At 69.6% G+C, this 22,781-nt stretch carries 20 protein-coding genes and 5 pseudogenes; 12 read left to right on the top strand and 13 right to left on the bottom strand.

Going from position 1 to position 22,781, the window contains the following annotated elements; genetic code table 11:
- Positions 1–7 precede the first annotated feature (7 nt).
- On the bottom strand, positions 8–2,038 hold the full coding sequence (locus G4G29_RS08015) for a TPM domain-containing protein (RefSeq protein WP_183152419.1): 2,031 nt from the start codon (positions 2,036–2,038) through the stop codon (positions 8–10).
- Positions 2,039–2,160: 122 nt separating this feature from the next.
- On the opposite strand from G4G29_RS08015, the gene G4G29_RS08020 reads away from it, so the two are divergent.
- The 5 genes and pseudogenes from G4G29_RS08020 (at position 2,161) to G4G29_RS08040 (ending at position 6,243) form a co-directional block, all read left to right on the top strand.
- Positions 2,161–3,000 carry a DUF3097 domain-containing protein gene (locus G4G29_RS08020; RefSeq protein WP_183152420.1) on the top strand — a complete coding sequence of 280 codons (840 nt, stop codon included), beginning with the start codon at positions 2,161–2,163 and terminating at the stop codon, positions 2,998–3,000.
- A gap of 53 nt (positions 3,001–3,053) precedes the next feature.
- Positions 3,054–3,778, top strand: a pseudogene (gene trmB / locus G4G29_RS08025) (tRNA (guanosine(46)-N7)-methyltransferase TrmB).
- Positions 3,775–4,665, top strand: a complete 891-nt coding sequence (locus G4G29_RS08030; RefSeq protein ID WP_183152421.1) for a CPBP family intramembrane glutamic endopeptidase — start codon at positions 3,775–3,777, stop codon at positions 4,663–4,665. Before trmB ends, G4G29_RS08030 begins: the two are co-directional and overlap by 4 nt.
- A gap of 54 nt (positions 4,666–4,719) precedes the next feature.
- On the top strand, positions 4,720–5,112 hold the full coding sequence (locus G4G29_RS08035; protein ID WP_183152422.1) for a DUF1304 domain-containing protein: 393 nt from the start codon (positions 4,720–4,722) through the stop codon (positions 5,110–5,112).
- Positions 5,113–5,166: 54 nt separating this feature from the next.
- The gene (locus G4G29_RS08040; protein WP_183152423.1) at positions 5,167–6,243 is read left to right on the top strand and encodes a DNA polymerase IV; all 1,077 of its coding nucleotides are present in this window, start codon (positions 5,167–5,169) and stop codon (positions 6,241–6,243) included.
- 71 nt (positions 6,244–6,314) lie between these two features.
- Here the strand turns inward: G4G29_RS08040 and G4G29_RS08045 are convergent, their stop codons facing one another.
- From G4G29_RS08045 to G4G29_RS08055, 3 genes and pseudogenes are all read right to left on the bottom strand, one after another.
- Positions 6,315–6,686 carry a Rid family hydrolase gene (locus tag G4G29_RS08045; RefSeq protein WP_244632522.1) on the bottom strand — a complete coding sequence of 124 codons (372 nt, stop codon included), beginning with the start codon at positions 6,684–6,686 and terminating at the stop codon, positions 6,315–6,317.
- Between the two features lie 52 nt (positions 6,687–6,738).
- Positions 6,739–7,714, bottom strand: a pseudogene (locus G4G29_RS08050) (zinc-binding dehydrogenase).
- A gap of 210 nt (positions 7,715–7,924) precedes the next feature.
- Positions 7,925–8,290, bottom strand: a pseudogene (locus G4G29_RS08055) (MarR family transcriptional regulator); the annotation flags it as partial.
- A 53-nt stretch (positions 8,291–8,343) separates the two neighbouring features.
- Between G4G29_RS08055 and G4G29_RS23395 the strand changes: the two are divergent.
- The 6 genes and pseudogenes from G4G29_RS23395 to G4G29_RS08075 all read left to right on the top strand — a co-directional run bounded on the left by G4G29_RS23395 (position 8,344) and on the right by G4G29_RS08075 (position 13,809).
- Positions 8,344–8,889, top strand: a complete 546-nt coding sequence (locus G4G29_RS23395; protein ID WP_274601228.1) for a SulP family inorganic anion transporter — start codon at positions 8,344–8,346, stop codon at positions 8,887–8,889.
- Positions 8,886–9,445: pseudogene (locus G4G29_RS23400) on the top strand (SulP family inorganic anion transporter); the annotation flags it as partial. The gene G4G29_RS23395 and the pseudogene G4G29_RS23400, both read left to right, overlap by 4 nt.
- Positions 9,446–9,634: 189 nt before the next feature.
- Complete coding sequence (locus tag G4G29_RS21735; protein WP_244632572.1) at positions 9,635–10,021, top strand: STAS domain-containing protein; 387 nt, start codon at positions 9,635–9,637, stop codon at positions 10,019–10,021.
- Positions 10,022–10,265: 244 nt separating this feature from the next.
- A complete protein-coding gene (locus tag G4G29_RS08065; RefSeq protein WP_183152424.1) occupies positions 10,266–11,123 on the top strand; it encodes an FUSC family protein in 858 nt (285 codons plus the stop codon).
- A 98-nt stretch (positions 11,124–11,221) separates the two neighbouring features.
- Positions 11,222–13,660: an AAA family ATPase gene (locus tag G4G29_RS08070; protein ID WP_183152425.1), complete on the top strand. Its 2,439-nt coding sequence runs from the start codon at positions 11,222–11,224 to the stop codon at positions 13,658–13,660.
- Positions 13,645–13,809 (top strand): LuxR C-terminal-related transcriptional regulator, encoded by a 165-nt coding sequence (locus tag G4G29_RS08075; protein ID WP_183152426.1) that lies wholly within the window; start codon positions 13,645–13,647, stop codon positions 13,807–13,809. Before G4G29_RS08070 ends, G4G29_RS08075 begins: the two co-directional genes overlap by 16 nt.
- Before the next feature lie 25 nt (positions 13,810–13,834).
- On the opposite strand, the gene G4G29_RS08080 is transcribed toward G4G29_RS08075, so the two are convergent.
- From G4G29_RS08080 to G4G29_RS23405, 8 genes and pseudogenes are all read right to left on the bottom strand, one after another.
- Positions 13,835–16,204 carry an arylsulfatase gene (locus tag G4G29_RS08080; RefSeq protein WP_309491643.1) on the bottom strand — a complete coding sequence of 790 codons (2,370 nt, stop codon included), beginning with the start codon at positions 16,202–16,204 and terminating at the stop codon, positions 13,835–13,837.
- Between the two features lie 124 nt (positions 16,205–16,328).
- Positions 16,329–16,994 carry a GAP family protein gene (locus tag G4G29_RS08085; RefSeq protein ID WP_183152427.1) on the bottom strand — a complete coding sequence of 222 codons (666 nt, stop codon included), beginning with the start codon at positions 16,992–16,994 and terminating at the stop codon, positions 16,329–16,331.
- Between the two features lie 78 nt (positions 16,995–17,072).
- A complete protein-coding gene (locus tag G4G29_RS08090) occupies positions 17,073–17,744 on the bottom strand; it encodes a GAP family protein (protein WP_183152428.1) in 672 nt (223 codons plus the stop codon).
- Complete coding sequence (locus G4G29_RS21740; RefSeq protein WP_274601229.1) at positions 17,744–18,493, bottom strand: STAS domain-containing protein; 750 nt, start codon at positions 18,491–18,493, stop codon at positions 17,744–17,746. Before G4G29_RS21740 ends, G4G29_RS08090 begins: the two co-directional genes overlap by 1 nt.
- Before the next feature lie 103 nt (positions 18,494–18,596).
- Positions 18,597–19,259, bottom strand: a pseudogene (locus tag G4G29_RS21745) (SulP family inorganic anion transporter); the annotation flags it as partial.
- 263 nt (positions 19,260–19,522) lie between these two features.
- On the bottom strand, positions 19,523–20,452 hold the full coding sequence (locus G4G29_RS08100; protein WP_244632523.1) for an AI-2E family transporter: 930 nt from the start codon (positions 20,450–20,452) through the stop codon (positions 19,523–19,525).
- 266 nt (positions 20,453–20,718) lie between these two features.
- A complete protein-coding gene (locus G4G29_RS08105; RefSeq protein ID WP_183152429.1) occupies positions 20,719–21,468 on the bottom strand; it encodes a mechanosensitive ion channel domain-containing protein in 750 nt (249 codons plus the stop codon).
- Between the two features lie 255 nt (positions 21,469–21,723).
- Positions 21,724–21,846, bottom strand: coding sequence for a hypothetical protein (locus tag G4G29_RS23405; protein ID WP_274601230.1), 123 nt, complete (start codon positions 21,844–21,846; stop codon positions 21,724–21,726).
- Positions 21,847–21,857: 11 nt separating this feature from the next.
- On the opposite strand from G4G29_RS23405, the gene G4G29_RS08110 reads away from it, so the two are divergent.
- Positions 21,858–22,319 carry a hypothetical protein gene (locus G4G29_RS08110; protein WP_244632524.1) on the top strand — a complete coding sequence of 154 codons (462 nt, stop codon included), beginning with the start codon at positions 21,858–21,860 and terminating at the stop codon, positions 22,317–22,319.
- Positions 22,320–22,566: 247 nt separating this feature from the next.
- Here the strand turns inward: G4G29_RS08110 and G4G29_RS08115 are convergent, their stop codons facing one another.
- Complete coding sequence (locus tag G4G29_RS08115; RefSeq protein ID WP_183152430.1) at positions 22,567–22,713, bottom strand: hypothetical protein; 147 nt, start codon at positions 22,711–22,713, stop codon at positions 22,567–22,569.
- Between the last annotated feature and the right edge of the window lie 68 nt (positions 22,714–22,781).

Below are 22,781 nucleotides of genomic sequence, written 5' to 3' on the forward strand. Positions count from 1 at the left end.
GAAGCGTCTACCTCCGGATCGACCGCTGCGGCCGCCTCCGCCGCGGGAACCGCCGCCGCCGAAGCCGGAGCTGCGGAGTCCGCCGCCCCCTGACGAGCGCCAGCCGCTGCTGCCGCTCCGCCGCGACGACCCGCCGCCACCGCCGGCGAGCAAGCCGCCGATGATGCCGCCGAGGATGTCGCCGCCGATTCCCGAGCCGCCCGACGACGAACCCGAGCCGCCGAAGAGGCCGCCCCACCCGTCGTCGTCGCTGCTCGGACGGTAGGACTGCACGTCGGACTGCGCGGCCGACGTCGCCTGCCCGGCAAGGGCCAGGGCGCGGTTCGCCTCGGACAGTGCGGCCTCCGGATCGGTGGCGCGCAGGTTCGCGGCCTGGGCGAGGCTCGCCTCGGCACTCGCGAGCCGGGTGCGAGCGGTGGACCCGACCGTGCCGCGGCGGGTCTCGATGAACTCGCGGGCCGCGCGGATCTCGGAGTTGGCCTGGGCGAGGGTCTGCTCGAGCATCTGCTGCACACGACGCGAGCGCTCGACGCCCTCGCGGCCGCGGGCGATGGCGGCGTCGATCTGGGTGTTCGCAGCCGTGAGGGCCTCGAACGCGCTGCGGGTTGCGGGGAGTACCTGCGAGATCCGCCTGTGCGAGTTGGAGCTGGCGGGCCGTCGCCGACGCCGCGGCGGCGATCGTGCCATCGGCATCCGGGAGCTGCTGCGCGGCGGCGAGGTCTCCCTGCAGCTCGGTGACGAGTGCCTGCGCTTGAGTCTCGATCCCGGCGAGTTCGCTGCCGAGGGTGGTGACGGCCTGCGCGAGTTGAGCGGCCTGCGCGACGGACTGCTCTGCGGTGCGGATCGCGAAGGCCGCTTCGCCGGATCGACCGGCGGCGATCGCCTGAGTCGCGGCGGCGATGGAGCGATCGGCCAGAGCCGCCCGCTCCTGTGCCTGCGCCGGGTTGTCCGCGATCGTGCCGAGCGCGTCAGGAGCGTAGGTCGCCGACAGCGTCGCCAGTGCGGGCGCGGCGGCCGCGAGCACGGGATCGAGCGCCGCGCGTTCGCCTCGTACGCGTTCGAGCTCCTGAGGCGCGTTCTGCTCGAGCTTGCGGAGCGCGTCGAAAGCCTCGGTGTTGTCGTCCAGCACGTCGTCGATCTCTGCCGCGATCTGGATGATCCGGATATGCCACGCGCGTCGGTCGTGGATAGTGTCCTCGATCTCGTCGTCCAGCTTCTGCTGGAGATCGAACGCCTCGGCGATCTTCGCCTTCGCCGCCTCGACGACACGGGTGAACTCCTCGGTGGCGCCTTCTCCGAACTGGGCGACCGCGAAGCCGAGCTCCTCCTTGCTGGAGGTGATCGCGTCGTCGGCCTGTACGAGGGCGAGCCCCGCCTGCGTCTCGACCTGCTGATCGGTGAGCGTGGAGAAGGGATCGGCGGGATCGGGCTTCTCCGGCATGGCGCCACGCCTGCGGACCTCGGCGTTGCGGCGCGACCGCCGCACCAGCGCGATGATGAGCCAGAGGAGCAAGCCGACGGCGATGATCGCGACGACGATCAGGACCGTGCGGATCGCCCCTGCGCCGCCGTCGCCCTGGATCTCGTCGGCGGCGAGGGTGATGGCGCCTACCCAGTCGCCGTCGGCGGCGAGGGGGACCATCTTCTCTTCGATGTCGTCGAGCTGGCCGAAGCTCAGCGGACCGTCGGCAGGAGCGGAGATGTAGTAGTTGCGGCCGTCGACGGCGATCGCGAGCAGGTACTGGTCGGTGCCGAGGTTGTTCGCCTCCGCTACCGTGTCGGCCCACTCGACGTTGTCGCTCGGGTTCGTGAAGTCGTCGACGAGCACCACGAAGAGGTCGGCCGTGGAGTTGTCGGTCAGCTCCTGGAGGCGCGCCTCGACCGTCGCCTCCTCATCGGCGCTGAGCACGTCGGCCTGATCGGTGACGAACCCGGCGTCGAGCGTCACCGGGTCGGTGGCGGAGGCGGCGGATGCGGAGAGCGTCCCCATCGCGGCGGCCAGTGCGAGTGCGGCCAGCGCGAGCCACCGTTTCGTCATCGTGTTCCCTCCGACCGGCAGCCGAGCCCCATGTCACGAGTCTATGCACAGACCACGACACGCGACAGCTCCGGGCCCCTGATCACCGTTCGCCGTCAGCGGAGGCACATACGCTGGAAGGCATGGACGACATGTACGGTTCGGATGTGCTGGCACCCGGCTGGCGCGACCGCGGTGCGAAGCAGGTGGCGCAGGTCGCCGCAGAAGCCGATCTGGTCGTGGAGGTCGCCGACGACGGGTTCTGTGGTGCGGTCACCCGGGTGCACGGCGGCACCGTGGAGCTGGAGGATCGCCTCGGCCGCCGACGGCTGTTCCCGCTCGGGGGCGGTTTCCTCATCGACGGCGCTCCGGTCCGACTCGTGGTCCCCGCGGCGAAGGAACAGGGACCACGGCGGACGGCATCGGGCTCGTTCGTCGTCTCCGACCAGCGCGCACGGGTGGCCCTCCCCAGTCGCATCCTCGTCGAGGGCAAGCACGACGCCGAGCTCGTCGAGAAGGTCTGGGGTGCCGATCTGCGCGTCGAGGGAGTCGTCGTCGAGTTCCTGCAGGGCATCGACCTGCTCGACGAGCTGCTGGCGGCCGAGCCCCCCAGCGCGACGCGTCGTTACGGCGTCCTGGTGGATCACCTCGTGCCGGGGTCGAAGGAGACACGGATCGCGCAGGCCATCGCACGCGGCCCGCACGGGAGGCACCTCCGCATCGTCGGGCACCCGTTCGTCGATGTCTGGCAGTGCGTGACCCCGCGCGCGCTCGGCATCGAGAAGTGGCCCGAGATCCCGCGCGGCACCGACTGGAAGACCGGGATCTGCCGGGCGTTCGGCTGGCCCCACGAGACCCAGGGCGACACCGGGCGCGCCTGGCAGCACATCCTGTCGAAGGTCACCACGTACCGCGACCTCGAGCCGGCGCTGCTCGGCCGGGTGGAAGAGCTCATCGACTTCGTGACCGCGCCGGCGACCTGAGTCCGCCGCGTCAGGGAGCGAGGACCGACGACGGCGGCGGCTACCCTGGAATCATGCCCGAACCCCGTACCTTCCGTGACGAACCGGTGTCGTTCGTGCGCCGCAGCGGCCGGATGTCCGACGCTCAGGAACGCGCCTTCGCCGAACTCGGGCCGCACTATCTGCTCGACGTCCCCCGCGACGTCGCGTGGACGTCGGTGCACCCCGAAGCGCGCCTCGACCCTGTGACCGAGTACGGCCGGGAAGCCGACCTGTACGTCGAGATCGGCTCGGGGCAGGGCCACGCGATCGTGGCGGCCGCATCCTCCCGACCCGATGACGACTTCCTCGCGGTCGAGGTGTTCCGCGCGGGTCTGGCCAGGACGATGCTCGACGCCGACCGCGAGGGAGCCCGCAACCTGCGCGTCGTCGAGGCGAATGCGCCGGAAGTGCTTTCGTCGTACCTGCCCGAGGCTGCCGCACGCGAGGTCTGGATCTTCTTCCCCGACCCCTGGCACAAGAAGAAGCACACCAAGCGGCGCCTGGTCCGTGCCGGGTTCGGCGACACCGCGGCGCGGGCTCTGCGCGACGGCGGGTTGCTGCGACTCGCGACCGACTGGGAGGACTATGCGCTCCAGATGCGCGAGGTGCTCGACGCCGAACCGCTGTTCGAGCGCGCCTTCGAGGGGAGTGGGCAGAACGCTTCGACGGCCGCGTGATGACGGCCTTCGAACGAAAGGGCATCGCCAAGGGGCGAGACATCCGCGACCTGGTCTATCGGCGCCGGGCGCGCCCGTGACCGAGGTGCGGCGCGCCACGACGACGAGGCTGCGCATCCTGCCCGCACTGCTCGTGTGCGCCGCGGCCCCGGCGTTCTTCGTGCTCGAGATCCCGTGGCTGGGGTGGGCGCTGCTGGCGCTCGGCATCGGTGCCTCGTGGCTGCTCGAGCGCGGCCGCCACGCCGAGGATCAGGTCGTGAGCATGGGAGCGCGTCGGGATACCGCGAAGGTGCTCGGCGTGCATCGCCCGCCCTCGCTCACCCGCGACCTGTCCCTGATCGCCGTCGGTCTGCTGATCGTCAGCATCATCCCGCTCGCCGCCGAGCTCGACAACCTCGCGATGCTGCGGTTCACGCTGGCTCTGGGCGGGGCGGTCGCGGTGCCGTATGCGATCTCCCGGTTCGTCTACCGCGACCGTGCCATCGGCTTCCCGTGGCGGACGCATCGGCGCTGGGGTCGGCTGCAGTGGGGCTGGCTCGTGGCCGTGCTCGTGTTGGGCTGGCTGATCCTGCCGTTCTACTTCATCACCAGCGGGGTCTACCAGAACTGGCCGGTGGTCGACACGCCGGACCTCATCGCGCGCCTCTTCGTCGGCGTCGGCGCCGTCGGCATCTGGGACGAACTCTTCTTCATCTGCACGGTGTTCGCCCTCCTGCGCCGTCACTTTCCCGACCTGCTCGCGAACCTGCTGCAGGCGATCGTGTTCGTGTCGTTCCTGTGGGAGCTGGGCTACCGCGAGTGGGGACCGTTGCTGACGATCCCGTTCGCGCTCCTCCAGGGCTACATCTTCCTCCGTACGCACTCGCTCGCCTACGTCGTCACCGTGCACCTGCTGTTCGACGCCGTGGTGTTCGCCGTGCTCGTGCACGCACACAACCCCGGCCTCCTGCCGATCTTCCTCGTCTGAGGGGCGGCGAGAGCTCAGGTTGCCGAGCGGTCGTGGGGACGAGAGAATCAGGCCATGCTCATCGTCGGACTCGTCCTCGCCGCAGCCGCCGCTGCGTTCCACGTCTTCATCTTCGCGCTCGAGTCGCTGAGGTGGACCGAACCGGAGACGAGGAAGATCTTCGGTGTCGCGAGCGAGGCGGACGCCGTCACGATGAAGCAGCTCGCCTTCAACCAGGGCTTCTACAACCTCTTCCTGGCGCTGACGACGCTGCTCGGCATCGGCCTGGTGATCGTGGGCGCGCAGACGGTCGGGCTGACCCTGGTGTTCGCCGGCACCGCCATGATGCTCGCCGCCGCGCTCGTGCTGGTGCTCTCGGACCGGACGAAGGTGCGTGCGGCCGCCATGCAGGGGACGCTCCCGCTGCTCGCGGTCGTCGTGACGGCCATCGGGGTGGCCGCCGGCTGAGAGCCGTCCCATTCCCGGGGTGACAGCCGCGCCGGTACCCGTCACACTCGATGCATGGCCGACTGGGTGCTGCACGTGGACATGGATCAGTTCATCGCCGCCGTCGAGGTGCTCCGAAGGCCGGAGCTCGCAGGGCGGCCGGTGATCGTCGGCGGCCGTGGCGACCCCACCGAGCGCGCCGTCGTGTCCACCGCATCGTACGAGGCCCGCGCATTCGGCATCGGCTCTGGCATGCCGCTCAAGATCGCCGCCAGGAAGGCCCCCGAGGACGCGGTGTTCCTCCCCGTCGACCATGAGGCGTACGGGATCGCCTCCGGGGAGGTCATGGCAGCGCTGCGTGCCCTGCCCGACGTCGTGGTCGAGATCGTCGGTTGGGACGAGTGCTTCCTCGGCGTCTCCACCGACGATCCGGAAGGGGTCGCGCGCGCCGCGCAGGCCGCTGTCCTCGAGGCGACGGAACTGCACTGCTCGGTCGGCATCGGCGACAACAAGGTGCGCGCCAAGATCGCGACCGAGTTCGGCAAGCCCGGCGGGATCTTCCGGCTCACCGCGGAGAACTGGTTCGAGGTGATGGGCGCCAAGTCGACCCGTGATCTGTGGGGCATCGGCTCGAAGGTGCAGAAGCGTCTGGCCGCGCACGGGATCGCCACGGTTCGTGACCTCGCCGATGCGGACGAGCAGACTCTCATCGCGGAGTTCGGACCGCGCATGGGTGTCTGGTATCACGGACTCGGATCCGGCCTGGGGCCGAGCGTCGTGGACGACACCCCCTGGGTCGCCCGCAGCCACAGCCGTGAGACGACGTACCAGGAGAACCTCACCACACCCGAACAGGTCGAGTCCGCGGTCCGGGAGCTCGCCGTGCAGGCGTTCGACGACTGCGCGGCGGAGGGCCGACCCGTCGTCCGTGCGCACCTCAAGGTCCGCTACGCGCCCTTCGAGACCAAGACGTCCGGCCGGAAGCTGCCGGCCCCCACCGGCGACCGGGACGAGTTCGTCGCCGCGGCGCTCGCACTCGCGGCCGCCCTCGACGTCGACCGGGAGGTGCGTCTGCTCGGCGTGCGTGCGGAGATGACGATGCCCGACGCGGCGGACGACGTCGAGCGGACACCCGTGCGCGGGAGGATCTGAGCGATCGGGCGGCCCACGGCAGGTGAGCTCGACCGGCCGGGCTCACCCGCGGATCACCGCGGCCACGGCACTCACCTCGATGAGCGCCCCCGGTACTCCCAGACCCGCCACGAGCGCCGCCGTGACCAGGGAGGTGCGCCGTCGCGTGCGAGTCTCGCACCGACGGCGCCGTACGCGGCGCGAAGGTCGGCATCCTGGTGGATCAGGACGGTCCAGCTGATGACGTCGTCGAGTCCTGCGCCAGCGGATTCCAGCGCTATGCGCGCGTTCTCCACGGCGCGGAGCGACTGCTCTCCGGCATCCGTGGAGACGACGGCACCGGTGGCGTCGACCCCGTTCTGGCCGCCGACATAGATCGTCGTCGCTCCGGGCGGCACGACGGCGACGTGACTGAACGCAGGGCTGACGACGAGCCCCTCCGGCTGAGTGAGTGTGATCTCCATGTGCACACTCTGCTCCGGAGGACGGACAACGGTAACCCCGATGTCGCGGGGATCAGAACCGCAGCAGGACCTTGCCCACGCGTCCGGGGCATTGCTCGCCTGCACGGCGGCACGGATGTCGGCGGCGTCGAAGGTCGCAGCGACCGGAAGGGTCAGCGTGCCGTCGCCGATCCGCTGGAACAGTTCGCCGAAGAGCTCGCTGCGGACGGCGGGCTCGAGCTGCGGGATGACCTTGCTGCCCCAGAATCCCTTCACCGTCGCCTGTTTGAAGATGACGTCGGAGGAGGCGATCTCCATCGTGGGGAGTCCATGGCGCCGAAGGCCACGAGCGTGCCGCCCTCCGCGAGCAGGGAGAGCACGTCTCCGGCGGAGGAGCCGCCGACGGAGTCCACGCCCGCCACGATCGGTGCTCCGCCGGTGAGCGCGGCGACCTGCTCGCGCCAGTCGTCCTGATCCGTGGCGACGACATCACCGATGCCCTGTGTGCGGAGTTCGTCGACCCCCGCGGTCCGTCGGACGAGGCCGAGGACCCGGACACCGCGTGCGGCGCCCAGTTGGGCGAGCATGCGCCCGACCGCCCCGTTCGCCGCGTTCTGCACGATCCACTCGCCCGGCTGCACGTCGAGGAAGCGCAGCAGGGTGATCGTGCTGAACGGCATCGACACGAGCTGGGCCGCGCTCTCGTCCGGGAGGGAATCGGGAACGTGGATCAGGCCGGCGGCGTCGGCGAGGAAGTACTCCGCCCACGCGCCGAACGTGCCTCCGGTCGCCACGCGCTGACCGACGGCGAGGTGCTCGACCCCGTCGCCGAGAGCGTCGACGATGCCGAGCGCCTCGGTGCCGGACGCGGCGGGCAGTTCCGGGGTGAAGCCGTACGTTCCGCGGACCGTCCACAGGTCATGGTTGTGGATCGGGGAGAGCAGCGTCCGAAGACGCACCTGGCCGGCGCCCGGCACGGGCAGCGGACGCTCCTCGACGTGGAGGACCAGCTCGGGATCACCGAACGTCGGATGGATGAGTGCGCGCATGGGGTTTCCGTTCTTTCGTGAGAGTTCAGGGGTGTCGGCGGCGCGGGCGGACGAGGCGATGCCGGCGCTCACGCGCTGGAGCCGTTGCGTGATGTCGTGCAGCTCGGAGATGAGAGCGCGGCGATGCTCGTCATCGTCAAGGCCGGCGGCCTCGGCGACGACGGCGTGGATCGGAGCGACCTCGGCTCGCAGCTCCTGGCCTCTGGGCGTGAGTCGCACGGCGACCACCCGCTCGTCCGCGGCGCTGCGCGTCCGTGACAGGAGCCCTGCCTGTTCGAGGCGACGGACGAGGGGCGACAGCGTGCCGGAGTCGAGGCGCATCACCTCGCCGAGCGAGCCGATCGTCTGCTCTCCGTCGAGCCACAGTGCCGCGAGCACGAGGTATTGCGGGTACGTCAGGCCCCAGGGAGCGAGGAGCGCGCGGTACGCCTGGGTGGTGGCCCGAGTGGCGGAATAGAGGGAGAAGCACACCATCTCGTCGGTCATGGCCATGAAAGAAGCATCGCACACAAGTGAGTTGTGCACAACCCAAAGCGCGGATGGCACGACCCACCCGCGCGGGGTGAGCGATCGCATGCTCCGGCGCACGCTCGCTGTACGCTCGGGGCCATCGAGCACCCTGGAGGCAGGTGAGCACTGTGAGACGACCACCGTGGCTGTTCAGCACGCTCGGGGGATACCAGCGTCGATGGATCGTGCGCGACCTGGTCGCGGGACTGTCGGCCGGCGCCGTGGTGATCCCGCAGGCGATGGCCTACGCGACGATCGCGAACCTGCCGGTGCAGGTCGGGTTGTACACGTGCATCGTGCCCATGATCGTCTACGCGTTCCTCGGCGGGAGCAGGGCGATGAGCGTCTCGACGACGTCGACGATCGCGACGCTGACGGCCACGACCCTGGTGTCGGCGGGAGTGGCTGCCGGAGCCGACGATGCGATGGGTTCCCTGATGATGCTGACCCTGCTGGTCGGGGTGGTGCTGCTGCTCGCGCGGCTGTGCCGACTCGGCTCGCTCGTCGAGAACATCAGCGGCGCCACGGTGCTCGGCCTCAAGATCGGCGTCGGGGCGACCGTCGCGGTCGGACAGCTGCCGAAGCTGCTGGGGAGAGCTTCGACTTCTCCGGCCATGGTTTCTTCCGTTCGCTCCTCGCCGTCGGTCAGGCGCTGGACAGCCTGAACGGGCCGACGGTCGCGCTGTCGGTCGGATCGATCGCGGTGCTGGTGATCCTCAAGAAGGTGGCGCCGCGGATCCCCGGCACTCTCGTCGTCGTGGTCGGGGGCATCCTCCTCGTGTGGCTCGTCGGCATCGACGACCTCGGTGTGAACCTCATCGCCCCCGTCCCCGGCGGACTGCCGCTTCCCGGGGTGCCCGACTTCGCCCAGGCGACGGCACTGGTGCCGGGCGCGCTCGCGATCGCGGTCATGGCCTTCCTGGAATCTGCGGCCGTGGCGCGGAGCCTGCGCACCGCATCCGAGCCTCAGGTCGACAGCGACCAGGAGCTGTTCGCCACCGGCGCCGCTAACGGCGTCGGCGCCTTCTTCGGCGCGATGCCCGCAGCGGGGGCTTCTCGCAGAGCGCGGTCAACCAGAGCGCGGGTGCGCGATCCCAACTCGCCACCGTCGCCACCGTCGTCCTCGCGATCCTCGTCGCGCTGTTCCTGGGCCCCGTCCTGAGTCTGATGCCGGAGGCGACCCTCGCCGCGATGGTGTTCGTCGCGGTCGCCGGGCTCATCAACATCCCCGAGCTCGTCCGTTGGGCACGCATCAGCCGGGTCGACTTCTGGATCGCGCTCTCCGTCGCGATCATCGGACTCACGGCGGGGCTGCTCCCCGCCGTGGCGATCGGGGTCGTCGTCACGCTCATCCTGGTGCTGCGAGAGCTGAACGTGCCCAAGGCACGAGTGGTGGGGCAGGCGCGCGGCGTGCTCGGGGTCGAGCTCGACCGCGGTCTGTACACCGCCAACGCGCAGGCCAACGAACGCAGGATCCTCGAGATCGTCGGGGGAGCGCAAGAGCCGATCCGCGCGCTCGTGCTCGGGCTCGAGCAGCAGGAGGTCATGACGATCACGGTGCTCGACGCACTCGCGGAGCTCGACAGGGAACTCGCCACGCAGGAGGTGACTCTGCACCTCGCCGGGCTTCCTGCCGCAGCGGTCGCGGTCGCCGAACGCACCCCGTGGTTCACCTCGCTCCGGTCTGCGGGCCGCGTGCATGGATCCGTGCGCGACGGGATGGACGCCGCTGCCGCCGCACCGACGGATGCCTCCGATGGCGCCGTTCACCCTGGTGAAGTCGACGAGGCCCGCTGACGGCCGACCGGGAGATGCCTAGGCTGGCCCCGAACACGGTAGGCGGAGACCGCCGTCGTGATCGGGGAACGGGGGACTCGCATGCTCGACACACGGAAGACCGCGCCGGCGGGGCGGCCGAGGTGGATGACCACGGCGGCGTGACCTGGCAGTGGTCGCGGTTCGGCCTCGGCCTGATCTTCGCCCTCCCTGCGATGATCGTCGCTCCGTTCAGCGTCACGGCCGGGCTCGCGCTCGCGGCCGGGTGCTGCCGGCGGCGGCGTTCCGACTCCCGCCGCGACGTCGCGGGCGCGCGGTCATCCCTCTCGTCGGCGTGCTCTGCGCCGCCGGTGTGCTCCTCGGATCGCTGCTGGCGACGGTTCCCGTCGTCGCCGTCGTCGCGGTGTTCGCGTCGGCGGTGATCGCGGCCGTCACCGCGGCTCGGGGGCGCGTGGCGCAGCTGGTGCTGATCCTCGCGCTGCCGATGGTGGGCATCGGACTGAGTTTTCCCTGGTCTGCCGTCTCCATCGGACTCGCCGCCAGCATGCTCGCGGGGTCGGCATACGCGTGGGTGGTGTCGCTCGCGTGGCCGGAGCGCGACGAACCGCCGCCCGCGGCAGCACCGGTCCCTCGGGGGCGGGCGATGCTCGTCTACGGGATCCTTCTCGGTGCGGCCGCCGCGATCGCGGCCGCGATCGGATTCCTCCTCGGACTCGAGCACGTCGGCTGGGCCACGGCGGCAGTGCTGCTCGTGATGCGACCCGTGCGCGGGCAGCTCATCGCGCGCAGCATCGGTCGTGCGGCGTCGGTTCTCGTCGGCGCCTTCGCGGCTGCCGCCTTCGCTGTCGTCCGACCGGACGACCTCATGATCGGGATCGCCGCGGGTGTCGTGGTCGGCGCCTTGTGTGCGAGTCAGGAGAGCCGTTGGTACGTCGCCCCGGGGTTCACGACCTTCATCGCCCTGACGCTGATTCTGGTGACGTCGTCGGCACCCCCGGCCGAGCGGTTCCTCGAGCGGGCGCTGGAGACGCTTCTCGGCGTCGGGCTCGCACTGGTCTTCGGCGCCGCGGTCCCATCGCTCCTGTCGTTCGTCGCCCGTCGACACGGAGTGCGCTCGGTGTGACTCGTTCCTGCGCGCAAGGCGCTTGAGGCTGTGCGCGCGCGATGCCATACTGCGGAATATCGGTTGACCTGGCGTCGACGGACGAACCGGGGGGTTCCATGGCGGAAGGTGGCGACGACGACGACGTGCAGCGGACGCTCGTCCCTGCGGTCGTCGATGACGACCTGCCCCGCATCCGGTTGCTCGATCGCCTCACCACCGCGATGGACCAACCGTGGACGCTGACCCTCGTCACGGCGCCGGCGGGTGCAGGGAAGACTCGCCTGCTCGCTCAGTGGACCCAGACGATCGGCGTGCACGCGGACATGGAGGTCGTGTGGGTCACCGTCGAGAAGGACGACCTCGACCTCACCTCGCTGCGCGCCGCACTCGAGCGCGTCGACGACCCGCGGCTCCGGGAGAGCCTCTCGAGGGTTCCGTCCGACACCTCGACGGCCGCAGCGCGGTCGCTCGCGCGAGCCCTGCGAGGTGCCGCCGGTCGGGTGGTGATCGTGATCGACGACGTGCATGTCATCGAGTCGCCGGACTTGGCCGACTCCCTCTCGGCATTCGTGCATGCGGTACCGGGCAACGCCCACGTGGTGCTGTCGGGCCGCGGCACACGTCTGATCCCGGTGGCGCGGCGCCGCATCGCCGGAATCGCGCTCGAACTCGACAACGGCGACCTCGCCTTCACCCCCGCCGAGGTGCGCACGCTGTTCCGAGCACACGGGTATCGGCTCTCGCAGGGGGAGATCAGCGCGATCCTGCAGCGTACCGAGGGGTGGGCGGCCGGACTCCGGCTCATGCTGCTCGCGCGAGCGGAGCACCGCGCGGACGAACGCCCGCTCCGTGGGGACGCTCCCGCCCTGGTCGACTACTTCCTCGAGGAGGTCTTCGCCGATCTCGATGAGGAACTGCGCGACTTCCTCATCGTGACATCGGTGCCTGACGCGTTCACCCTGGAGCTCGCCACCGTGCTCTCGGACGGGGCCCCTGCCGCGGCGCTGGTCGAACGGCTGACCCACCTCCACGTGCTGATGAGCCGCCACGGAGATGAACCGGTCTGGTACCACTACCACCCGCTGTTGCGGGAGTTCCTCGCCGGTCGCCTCGCCGATCGAGGGCATACGGTCGTCGAACGTCTCGAGAAAGAGGCCGCAGGGTGGTTCGCGGAGCAGCAGGAGCACCTGCCCGCACTGCGCCATGCGACCCTGAGCTCCGATCCCGTGTGCATCTCCGTCATCCTGCGTCGATGCGGAATGCAGCTGATCCTCACCGGGCACGCGGAGCGCGTGATCGAGGCGATCGCGACGATGCCGCCGCCACTGCGCTCCGACCCCGCCGTGCAGATGCTCGTCGCCGCGGCCGAGCTCGCCCGCGGCGACGCGTCCGCCGCGGCCGCCGTGCTCGCCGAGTCGCACGATCGGACCGACTCGCCGGTGCAGCGCCGCTGGGAGGCGGGGCTGGACCTGCACACCGCCCTGCGCCGCGGGGGCATCGTCGCGGCGCTCGACAGGCTGGGAGCCGCTTTCGATGCGGTCACCGGTGAATCCCAGGTCGACACCTACGCGTTCCTCCAGGCGGCCATGGGGGAGCTGTACGTCGGCCATCTCGACCGCGCGGAACGCTATGCCCACTTCGCGGGGGATCGGGCTCGCATGGTCGGCGCGATCGCCGCGGAGCTGCAGGCATCCGCGATCCGGAACACCAGTGCGCTCTTCCGCGGGAGGATGCGCGACGTCCTCGACTCCGGTGCGCAGCTGGACGCCCGCTGGCGCGAGCTCGGGAGTCCCGAGGACGCGTTCTACGAGGTGACCAGGGTGTGGCGGTCCTGGGTTCCCTACGAGCGGCTGCAGACGGTCGATGCCGACCGCACGCTGCGCGAAGCGACGGCGATCATCGACTCCGGTTCCGAACCGGCGATCGCCCGGGGCCTCCGCGGGCTGGTCGTCCTGCTCACGCACGACGTGGCGGACGATCCGCGTGCCGCGGCGATCGCCCTCCTCGACAACCTCGCGCCGCGCGATGACATGCCGCTTCCGCTGCACTGGTACGCGATGGTGAGCACGTTCGCGGTGCACGCCTTCGACCGCCTCGACGAACCCACCCTGCGGGACCAGTTCATCGCCGACGCCGAACACGCTCTCGGTGCGACCGGCGACGTCGTCGTGCTCGGGCGATCGCGGCGCTGCACGATCATCGCCATGCGTCGGCACGCGCGACTCTCGCCCCCGTCCTCGACGGCTCGTCGCGGTGCCTGCTGCCCGCCTCGATGGTCGACGCCTGGTTGGTCGAGGCCGCACTCGACGTGCATGGCGGCGATCCGGTCAGAGCGCAGGAATCGCTCGCCACGGCGTTGTCGCTCGCCGAGCCAGAGGAGCACGTCCGGCGCTTCGCCCACGCCGATCCTGCGGTGCTGCGACTGCTCGGTGCGCGAGCCACATCGGGAACGAGAACGCACTTCGCCGACACGGTCAGGGATCGGCTCGCCTCGGCCGGGGCGCTCGTGGACGAGGAACTCACTCAGCGCGAACGGATCGTGCTCCGAGCGCTGACGCGCAACTCGACCCTGCGTCAGATCGCCCAGCAGGAGTTCATCTCTCCGAACACCGTGAAGACCCACGTGCGCAACATCTACCGCAAGCTGGGCGTCTCCGACCGCGACGGCGTCACGGCGGCCGCGCACGCCCTCGGGATCGAGTGACGCGCCCGGCCGCCGATCCTTCGCGTCAGTCGCGGGCCATGGCCGCCGCGAGGTGGGCTTCCAGGTCGAGGTACGCGTCGTCCGCGATGTCGAAGACGACCTTGGTGATCTCGCCGCCGGCGAAGTCGAACCCGTAGCCGTACAGGGACGACACCGGATCCGCGCTGTCCCGTCCGATCGTCAGACCCTCGCCGCAGAGCGAGAAGTGCCCGAGCACCGTGCGGATCTGCTTCTCGCCGACGACCTGGTCGTCGATGTACAGCTTCACCGGCCCGACACCCTCGCGGTGCTCTCCCATGCTCTCCTTCGTGAACTCGACCCCGATGATGTGCTTCCCGGTCGTCGGCGCGGGGGCGGAGACCCGGTCCTCCGGCGGGATGCCGAGGAAGTTGTACACGTAGTGGACCTGTCCGTCCTTGACCACGAGTGCATGGCCGCCGAAGCGGGACCCGTGCGCGAAGATCACTCCCTGCGTGTCCGAGGTGAACTCGACCTCGGCGGCGATCTTGTACGAGACGCCGTGCGTGTTCGCGGCGGACCGCTCCGGCACCTCGCTCGTGCCGGGGTAGTACACGAACCGCCCGGACGGGGGAGCCGGCTGGTGGAACTCCATCGCGACGAACGTCTCGAAGTCCTTCGGATTCCCGATGATCTGCAGATCGTTGAGAGGAAGCACGTCGTTGACCTTCGCCTCCTCCATCCACAGGGCCTTGAGCTCCTCGACCTTCTCCGGCTGCTCCGCCGCGAGGTTCGTGGACTCCGCCCGGTCGACGTCGGTGTGGTAGAGCTCCCACTCGTCGTCGTCGAAGTTCCCCTTGCCGCTGATCGGACCGTGCACCGTCACCGCCTTCCACCCGTCGTGCCAGATGCCGCGCTGACCGAACATCTCGTAGTACTGGGTCTTCTTCGCGGTCGGCGCATCGGGGGCGGCATCGAACGAGTACGCCATCGAGATGCCGGACAGCGGGGTCTGCTCGACGCCGTTGTACACGTCGGGGAACGCCACCCCGCACGCCTCGAGGATCGTGGGGACGATGTCGGTCGAGTGGTGGTACTGGTGCCGAACCTCGCCGCGCGCGCGGATCCCCGCAGGCCAGTGGATGACGAGCGGATCGCACACCCCGCCCTGGTACGTGTAGCGCTTGAACATCTTGTACGGGGTCGAGAACGCCGCAGCCCACCCCGTCGGGTAGTGGTTGTACGTGTCGGGGGAGCCGAGCTTGTCGACCAGGCGCAGGTTCTCCGCCTCGTCGTCCGGGTACCCGCCGAAGATCTTGCCCTCGTTGACCGATCCGTTCGGGCTGCCCTCACCCGATGCCCCGTTGTCGGCGCAGTAGATGATCAGCGTGTTGTCGAGCTGACCTGACTCCTCCAGATAGTCCACGATGCGTCCGACCTGCGAGTCGGTGTACTCGCTGAATCCGGCGTACACCTCGGCCATCCGGCTGAACATCCCCTTCTCCTCGTCGGTCAGGGAGTCCCATGGGCGCACCTCGTCGGACGGAGAGAACGTGCCGTCCGGCATGGGGTTGAGCGCCGTGAGCGGAGTGTCGTCGGGGAGGATGCTCTTCTCGATCATGCGGGCGAGCACCCACTCGCGGTAGGCCTCGTAGCCGTCGTCGAACATGCCCTTGTACTTGTCGATGTACTCCTGCGGCGCGTGGTGCGGTGCGTGGTTCGCGCCGGGACAGAACCACAGGTACCACGGCTTGTCCGGTTCGGTCTGCTTGACGTCGCGGATCATCGTCAACGCCTGGTCGGCCAGATCCCGCGAGAGGTGGTAGCCCTGTTCGGGAAGGTACGGCTGATCGATGTAGTGGTTGTCCTCGGCGAGCGACGGGTACCAGTTGTTCGTCTCGCCGCCGATGAAGCCGTAGAAGCGGTCGTAACCCTGCGCCAGCGGCCAGTGCTTCTTGGACGCGCCGGCCGTCCACTCGTCGATCGGCACATTGTGGTTCTTGCCCACCCAGAACGTCGACCAGCCGGCGTCGCGCAGCACGTGCGCCATCGTGGCGTTCGATTCGGGGATGTGGGAGTTGTACCCGGGGAAGCCCGTCGACGACTCCGAGATCGTCGCGAATCCGTTCAGGTGATGATTGCGACCGGTCAGGAAGGTCGACCGCGTCGGCGAGCACAGTGCCGTCGTGTGCCACTGCGAGTAGGTGAGGCCGTTCTGCGCGAGGCGATCCATGGTCGGCATGTTGATGCGACCCCCGTATGGCGACCACGCGGCCATGCCCGTGTCGTCGTACAGGACCACGAGGACGTTGGGCGCCCCCTGCGGAGGTCGCGTGGGGAGGAAGGCGTCCCAATCGGCGACGGAGTCGCGCACGTCGAGGTTGATCTTGCCCTGGAAGTCGCGAGCCATCATCGTCTCCTTCAGATCGTGGGTCATCCATCGCCCCGTGGATTTTCACGGTACTGGGACGCGCCTCTCCCAGCACCCGTGCGGGGACGCGTTCATCCGGGTGATCTCTGCGCGCTCCTCGTCGTCCGGTCGCCATGCGGCGCGCATCGGTTCACAGCAGGGCGGCGATCGCCTTCTCGAGCTGGAGCGCTCCGATCACGAGGAGCAGCGCCGCGTTGAGAACGTGGGAGTTGCCGGCGATCCAGGTGCGCACACGGTCGAGCGCCGGCTGCGCGTCAGCGCCGCGGATGATGACGTAGAGGACGGGTGCGGCGACGGGCAGGGTGCCGACGACGACGAACACGATCGCCACCACGGTTCCCGCGGTGCCGCCGACCTCCGACTGGGAGATGTCGGCGCCGCGAGGATCGCGCACGACGCATCCACCGGGTTCAGTACGAACAGCCCCACCCCCGAGGAGGAACGTGCGGCCGGGACGGAAGGACTCCACCGAGTGCAGCCAGCCGGGCAGTTGCGGAGACGCAGCGACGACGTCGCGGGGCGAGGAGGCCGCAGCCATCTGCTCCACGTGGGCATGGCCCTTGCGATACACCCACACCGCCGCGCAGACCAGGAACGCGCCGATGAGCAGGCGCACGACCGGAACCCACAGCGGCGGCTCGTTCCGCTCGCGGATGGCGAGCTGCGGGAACAGCCACAGGAAGAACGCGAGGAGGCCGCCGAGCCCGAGCCAGCCCAGGAGATAGCGATCCCGTTCGTGCGCGGCCGGAGAGCAGCACCGCGACGAGCGCCATGATCGCGAGGGGACTGAGGACAACGCCGAGAGCGACCGGGACGAGGTCGAGGATCAGTTCGCCCATCGCCGGATCCTCCGTCTGCTCGAAGCGCTCGCGGCCTAGAAGCTGCCGATGCCCTTGCCGATCATCGAGACCCCGATGACCAGCAGGAGGACGGCCATGATCACGGCGTTCTCCTGCGCCAACCACCCGCGCAGGGCATCCAGAGGGCCGCGCAGGCGGTTCGATGCGACCAGATATCCGAGCACCGGCACGAGGACGGTCGACGCGGCGATGAGCGTGTAGAGGAGGACGACCACGACCGTCGAGCCCGTCGAGAGCGCTCCGCCGCCGATGTCCGTACCCGCGCCGGCGGCCATGATGAGGTTCTTCGGGTTGACGGCGGAGAGCAGGAAACCGAGGCCGAAGGCCACCGGAAAGGTGATGGTGTCGATCGCCTTCATCCACTTCGGGAGTGCGGCATCTTCGCCCGCCTTCGGCCGCTTGCGCCATTGCCCGAACGCGAGGAGGAACAGGAGCACTCCGAGCACGAGCTGAACGACACCCCGGATCGGTCGGGAGGCGTCGGGATCCTCCTCCGGCAGCACCGACGACAGCAGCGTGAAGACCGTCACGGCCACCACGATCCCGATGACCCAGCCGAGCAGGAAGCCGACGCTGGTCACGCGTGCTTTCGGCGAGAGCAGCATGAGGATCGCGGCGATGACGGGTATCGGACTGATCGCGACCCCGAGCGCGAGCGGAAGGATGTCTCCTATGACGGCGCCCATCAGCGGCCCTTCTCCTGTGGCGACCGCGCCGTCGTCGACGGCGCGAGCCGTGCGATCGCTTCGCGGTTGGTGGCATAGACCGTCTCGGACGTGAGCAGCCCGAGGGCGGTGAGGCGCTGGAGCGTGTTCGGCCTGACCCGACTGAAGGACAGTGACACCGCATGGTTCGCGAGCCACTCCCTGAGGGAGACGAAGGACTCCGCGCCGGTGACATCCACGTCGGTCACCGCCTCCATGTCGATCACGAGATCGCGGACCTCGTCTTCCCCGGCCGACCGGACGGCCTCCTTGACGGCGCTCGAGAACACGGCGCCGTTGGCGAAGAACAGCGGTGCGGCGAGGCGGATGACGATCACGCCGGGTGCGGTCACGGTTCCGGCGGGAGCGTCTTCGAGCAGCGACTCGCCGGGGTCGCCGCTGGATTCGAGGACGTCGATGGCGGGGTTCGACGCCCGCTTGGCGAGGTTGATGAGTGCGAGCACGAACGCGACCAGGATCCCGGGGATCGATCCGATGAAGAGCGTCACGAGGAAACAGGTTGCCCCGATGAGGAACTCGAAACGATCCTTGCGCCACAGGTCCACGAAGTCGCGGATGCCGAGGAGCGGGATGATCGCGACCCCGACGATCGCTCCGATCGCGGGAGAGGGGATATCGGCCAGCAGCGCCGTGCCGAACAGGAGCAGCAGGAGGGTGCCCGCGGCGAGGATCAGGGCGGGGAACTGCGTTCGCGAGCCCGCCTGATCCATGGCCGCGGTGCGCGAGGTCGAGGGCCGACCGCGAAGCTGCCCGTGCGCCGGCGGCGATGTTCGAGACACCGAACGCGAAGAGGTCGCGGTTGGCGTGGAACGGGTACCCGTGCTTCTCGGAGTACGACCGCGAGACCAGGAGGCCCTCGGCCGTGGTGACGAGGGTCAAGGCGATGGCAGAGGGCACCAGAGCCAGCCAGAGGGACCAGTCGATCATCGGCCAGGTGAGCACCGGAGGACCGGCCGGGACCTCGCCGAGGACATCGACGCCGCGCTGGTCGAGACCGGTGAGGACCACGACGAGCGTCGTCGCGATCAGGACGATCAGTGCCCAGGGCACCGATCGCAGGAACGCGCGTCCGAGCAGCAGCACCGCGACGGAGCAGACCGAGATCAGGACGGCCCACCCGTTCAGCGTCGTGATCCCCCCGACGAGGTCGGCCACCTTGCCGGTGAACTCCTTGCCGGAGTCGATCGTGACGCCGAGCATCTTCGCTACCTGGCTGACCATGATGTCGAGCGCCAGTCCTCCGACGAACCCGACGAGGATCGGCTTCGACAGGAAGTTCGCCAGGAACCCGAGCTTGAACACGGCGAGCAGCACGAACATGCCGCCGCAGATGATCGCCTGGGCGAGAGCGAGTGTGGCGTAGTCGGCGCTGCCGGCCGCGGCGAGGCCGCCGATCGAGGAGGCGACGAGCGCGGCTGCGGCGGCGTCGGGTGAGGCGACCAGCTGCCGGGAGGAGACGACGAGGGCGTAGACGATGGGGTGGGGACGATCAGCGCGTAGAGGCCGGCGGTGGGCGGAGACCCGCGATCTGCGCGTATCCGATGTTCAGCGGGATCGCGATCGCGAGCAGCGGCTGACGCCCGCGGTCAGCTCGGTGACGAAGTTCCGCCGGGTCAGACCCGCGAGTGGTCGTTGCACAGCGCCTCCCTTCGCCGGCGCTCAGGCGAGCGCGTCCGGGTCAACGATCCCACCGCGACGGACGCGGCGACCATGTCTGGCCGCGAACCTCCCCTGGTGATTTACGCGCCGGTGCGGCGCCGTCGACGACCACGAGCTGTGGGCGCGGGCGTCGGTTCAGGGGGTGGTGGCACGGCGGTGCGGTCTCCCGAGAGCCAGCGCACCCACGTCTGATCGGCATCGCCTTCCAGGACGAGTGCGCGCGCGAGGAGAGTGAGGGGGATGGAGAGGATTGCTCCGAGCGGTCCGATGATGAACGTCCAGAAGATGACGGAGAAGAAGCTCAGGGTCAGGCTGAGGTCGACCGCGTCGCTGACGAACTTCGGCTGCACGAGCACCTGCAGCACCACGTTCACGACGCAGTACACGGCGACGACGCCGAGCATGAGGGGCCAGCCCCCCACCACGAAGGCGAGGATCGCTGGGGGCACGAGTCCGAGGACGAAGCCGATGTTGGGGATGAAGTTCGTGACGAACGCGAGGATCGCCCAGACCACGGGAGCCGGCACGCCCATCCACCACAGGGCGAGGCCGTCGATGATCGCGACGATCGCACCGAACGTGGCGTTCACGATGTAGTAGCGGCGGATGCCCGCGTTCAGATGCGCGATGCGGGCGATCACGACGCCCTTCGTGGCCCCGAACAGCGCGGGCGCCTGACGATACCGCGCGGCGTCCACCGCCATGAAGATGATGTACGCGCACACGAAGAACAGCGCGGTGGCGACGCTGAGGACCGTGCCGCCGACACTGCGCGCGATACCCAACAGGGTCGTGGGGTCGAGCACGGAGGCCGCGGCATCCGAGGCCTCCTCGTCGAGGCCGAGCGACTGCAGCCAGGCGACGACCTGGTCGGCGGTGTCCGCGAGGCCGCCCTCGGAGACGGATCGCCGATCAGGCGGGCGAACTGCGTGCCGGCGAGCCAGAGCAGCGCTCCCATCGCCAAGAGGATCAGATAGGCGACCACGATCACGCTCGTCGTGCTCGCCCACGTCGGCCACCCGCGTCGATCGAGGGGACGGCGCAGCGGTTCGCAGATCACCACGATGACGATCGCGAGCGCGACCGGTCCGACCAGGTCGCGTGCGAAGACACGCCGGCCAGCGTCACGACGGCGGCCGCGAGCACGAGCAGCACGCGCAGGCTGGGGGAGAGCATGCGGTCTGGCACCCTGGGGTGCCGGCGAGGTGGTCACGCGGCCAGCGTAGCCGTCAGGACGCCGGTTCCCGTCGCCCCGCGGGGTTCAAACGAGCGCGGCTCAGAACGACTCCGGTGCGACGAGCGGCGGCGGGCCCTCGCGTTGCACGACGACCGCCGTGAGTTCTGCGGCCTCCAGCGCGTCGGCGACGGCACGCACCGCGGCCGAGACGATGGCGGCGCCGTGCAGGGGTGGTGCCAGACCTGGAGAGCGAGCATCCAGCGGTCGGGCGAGATCAGAGACGACGCGCACGACCGGGTGTTCGCGGGCGTGCACACCGTCGACGGCGCTCGCCGCGGTCGTGATCACCTGGATCACCTCGTCGAGGTCGGCGCCGTCCGACCGGACGATCCCTGACGTCCACGGCACTGCGACGCGCCCGTGCCGGGAATCGTTCACGAGCACCCCGCTGAGCAGCGCGGCGTTGGGCACGTGCACCGTGCGGCCGTCGACGGTGGTGAGGACCACGGATCGACCGTTGAGCTCCTGCACGGTGCCGCGGATCACGCCGTCGGGCCCGTCGACCGCGATCTCCTCGCCGATCTTCACCGACTGGCGGGACTGGATCAGCACTCCCGCAGCGAAGTTGTCCGCGACGCCGCGCAGCACCAGGATCACGATCACGACGGCGACGGCCGTCATCGCGAGCAGCGGTTGCACGTTCGCGCCGAGGAACGCGAGACCGACCCCGATCCCGACCAGGAGCAGGGCGTACTGCGTGAGTCGGGCTGCCAGCTGAGACACCGTGTCGGAGATCCCGGGAGTGCGCTTGGCGAGTGAGAGCACACCCTTGCGCGCGAAGCGCGACAACAGCCATCCGACGAGCACCGACAGCAGCGCCAGCTGATCTGCCAGGCGGAGAGCCCGTCGGGGAAGAGGTCGCTGAGGCTCACGGTCGCGTGCCGCTCGGTGTCTTCCGCCGGGGTGTGCGCCTCATGCGTCCAGGATGCGCCCGTGCCGCATGCGCCGGAGGGGCGCTCACCACGGTGAGCGCCGAACGACGCTCACCGACGGGACCTGCACGATAGCGGCATGGAAGACAAGCCCGCTCCGCCACGACCGCACCTACGGGGTGCTCGAGATCAGCACCGTGCTCCTCCTCTCGATCACGGCTGTGATCACCGCGTGGTGCGGCTTCGAGGCGTCGAAGTGGGGCGGCGAGATGTCGATCGCCTTCCAGCCAGGCATCCAGCGCGCGGGTGCAGGCGGCGTCGGCGCAGTCGACAGCGCAGGCGGCGCGCCAATACGATCTGACGATCTACACGCAGTGGGTGCTCGCGGATCGCGAGGGACCGGACGACCTGGTGGAGTTCATCGAACAGCGCTTCACACCGGAGTTCGCCGTCGCCTTCGATGCCTGGGATGCGGAAGGGCGGGTGTCGGACGGGCCGTTCGCGATGGAGGAGTACGTGCCGGCCGGCGAGGCGGAAGCGGCAGAGCTGGGTGCTCGTGCAGACGAGAAGTTCGACGAAGCCCTGCGGAACAACCAGCGCGGTGACGACTATTCGCTGCTGACCGTGCTCTTCGCGCTCGTGCTGTTCTTCGCTGCGCTCTCCCAGAACCAGCGCGCGCGCTGGCGGCGGACCGTCTTCGTGACGCTCAGCGGGGTGCTCGCGATCGTCGGGGTCATCGTCCTGACGACCTACCCGATCAAGATCTGACACCGTCACCACCTCGCCCGGTACGGATGACCCGGGGTCGCCCGCTTCGTGGACGCGACGGACACTGGACGCATGTCGTCGACGCCGGCCGATCCCGATCTCCTCTCGGCTGCACGCGCCCACGGTGCGACACGGGAGCGAGCGCGTGAGGCGATCGGCCTCCAGATCTCGATCTTCGCGTTCGTCCTCGCCGCGCTCGTGGCCTCCCGTCTTCCGGATGCAGCCCGCGCCGATCTCGGGACCGGACTCACTCGGACAGTTCGCCGCGCTGACGTCCGCGATCACGGCGATCGTCGTCTTCGTGCTGGGCCGCATCATCGCAGCCGACCCCGCGCGTGGCCGGAAGTTCGGCGCCCTCGACATCATCGACGTCGCGGCCTTCGCGTTCGCTCATGCCATGATCGCGCTGCTCGGGTGGACCCTGGCGGCGACGATCATCGAGGCGGGGCTCATCGGAGCCGT

The organism is Microbacterium sp. Se63.02b (assembly GCF_014171575.1).
GTDB lineage: Bacteria > Actinomycetota > Actinomycetes > Actinomycetales > Microbacteriaceae > Microbacterium.

Bases quoted from the DNA above. Each gene is read 5' to 3' on its own strand.
- G4G29_RS08080 (WP_309491643.1), bottom strand. From the start codon at position 16,204: ATGACCCACGATCTGAAGGAGACGATGATGGCTCGCGACTTCCAGGGC.
- G4G29_RS08045 (WP_244632522.1), bottom strand. From the start codon at position 6,686: ATGGAGATCACACTCACTCAGCCGGAGGGGCTCGTCGTCAGCCCTGCG.
- G4G29_RS08090 (WP_183152428.1), bottom strand. From the start codon at position 17,744: ATGGGCGCCGTCATAGGAGACATCCTTCCGCTCGCGCTCGGGGTCGCG.
- G4G29_RS08070 (WP_183152425.1), top strand. From the start codon at position 11,222: ATGGCGGAAGGTGGCGACGACGACGACGTGCAGCGGACGCTCGTCCCT.
- G4G29_RS08040 (WP_183152423.1), top strand. From the start codon at position 5,167: ATGGCCGACTGGGTGCTGCACGTGGACATGGATCAGTTCATCGCCGCC.
- G4G29_RS08035 (WP_183152422.1), top strand. From the start codon at position 4,720: ATGCTCATCGTCGGACTCGTCCTCGCCGCAGCCGCCGCTGCGTTCCAC.
- G4G29_RS08115 (WP_183152430.1), bottom strand. From the start codon at position 22,713: ATGAGCGAACGCGAAGGCCGCGACGTCGATGATGTCGAGGGCGCCGAA.
- G4G29_RS21740 (WP_274601229.1), bottom strand. From the start codon at position 18,493: ATGGATCAGGCGGGCTCGCGAACGCAGTTCCCCGCCCTGATCCTCGCC.
- G4G29_RS23405 (WP_274601230.1), bottom strand. From the start codon at position 21,846: ATGCCTGGCTGGAAGGCGATCGACATCTCGCCGCCCCACTTCGACGCC.
- G4G29_RS08020 (WP_183152420.1), top strand. From the start codon at position 2,161: ATGGACGACATGTACGGTTCGGATGTGCTGGCACCCGGCTGGCGCGAC.
- G4G29_RS08015 (WP_183152419.1), bottom strand. From the start codon at position 2,038: ATGACGAAACGGTGGCTCGCGCTGGCCGCACTCGCACTGGCCGCCGCG.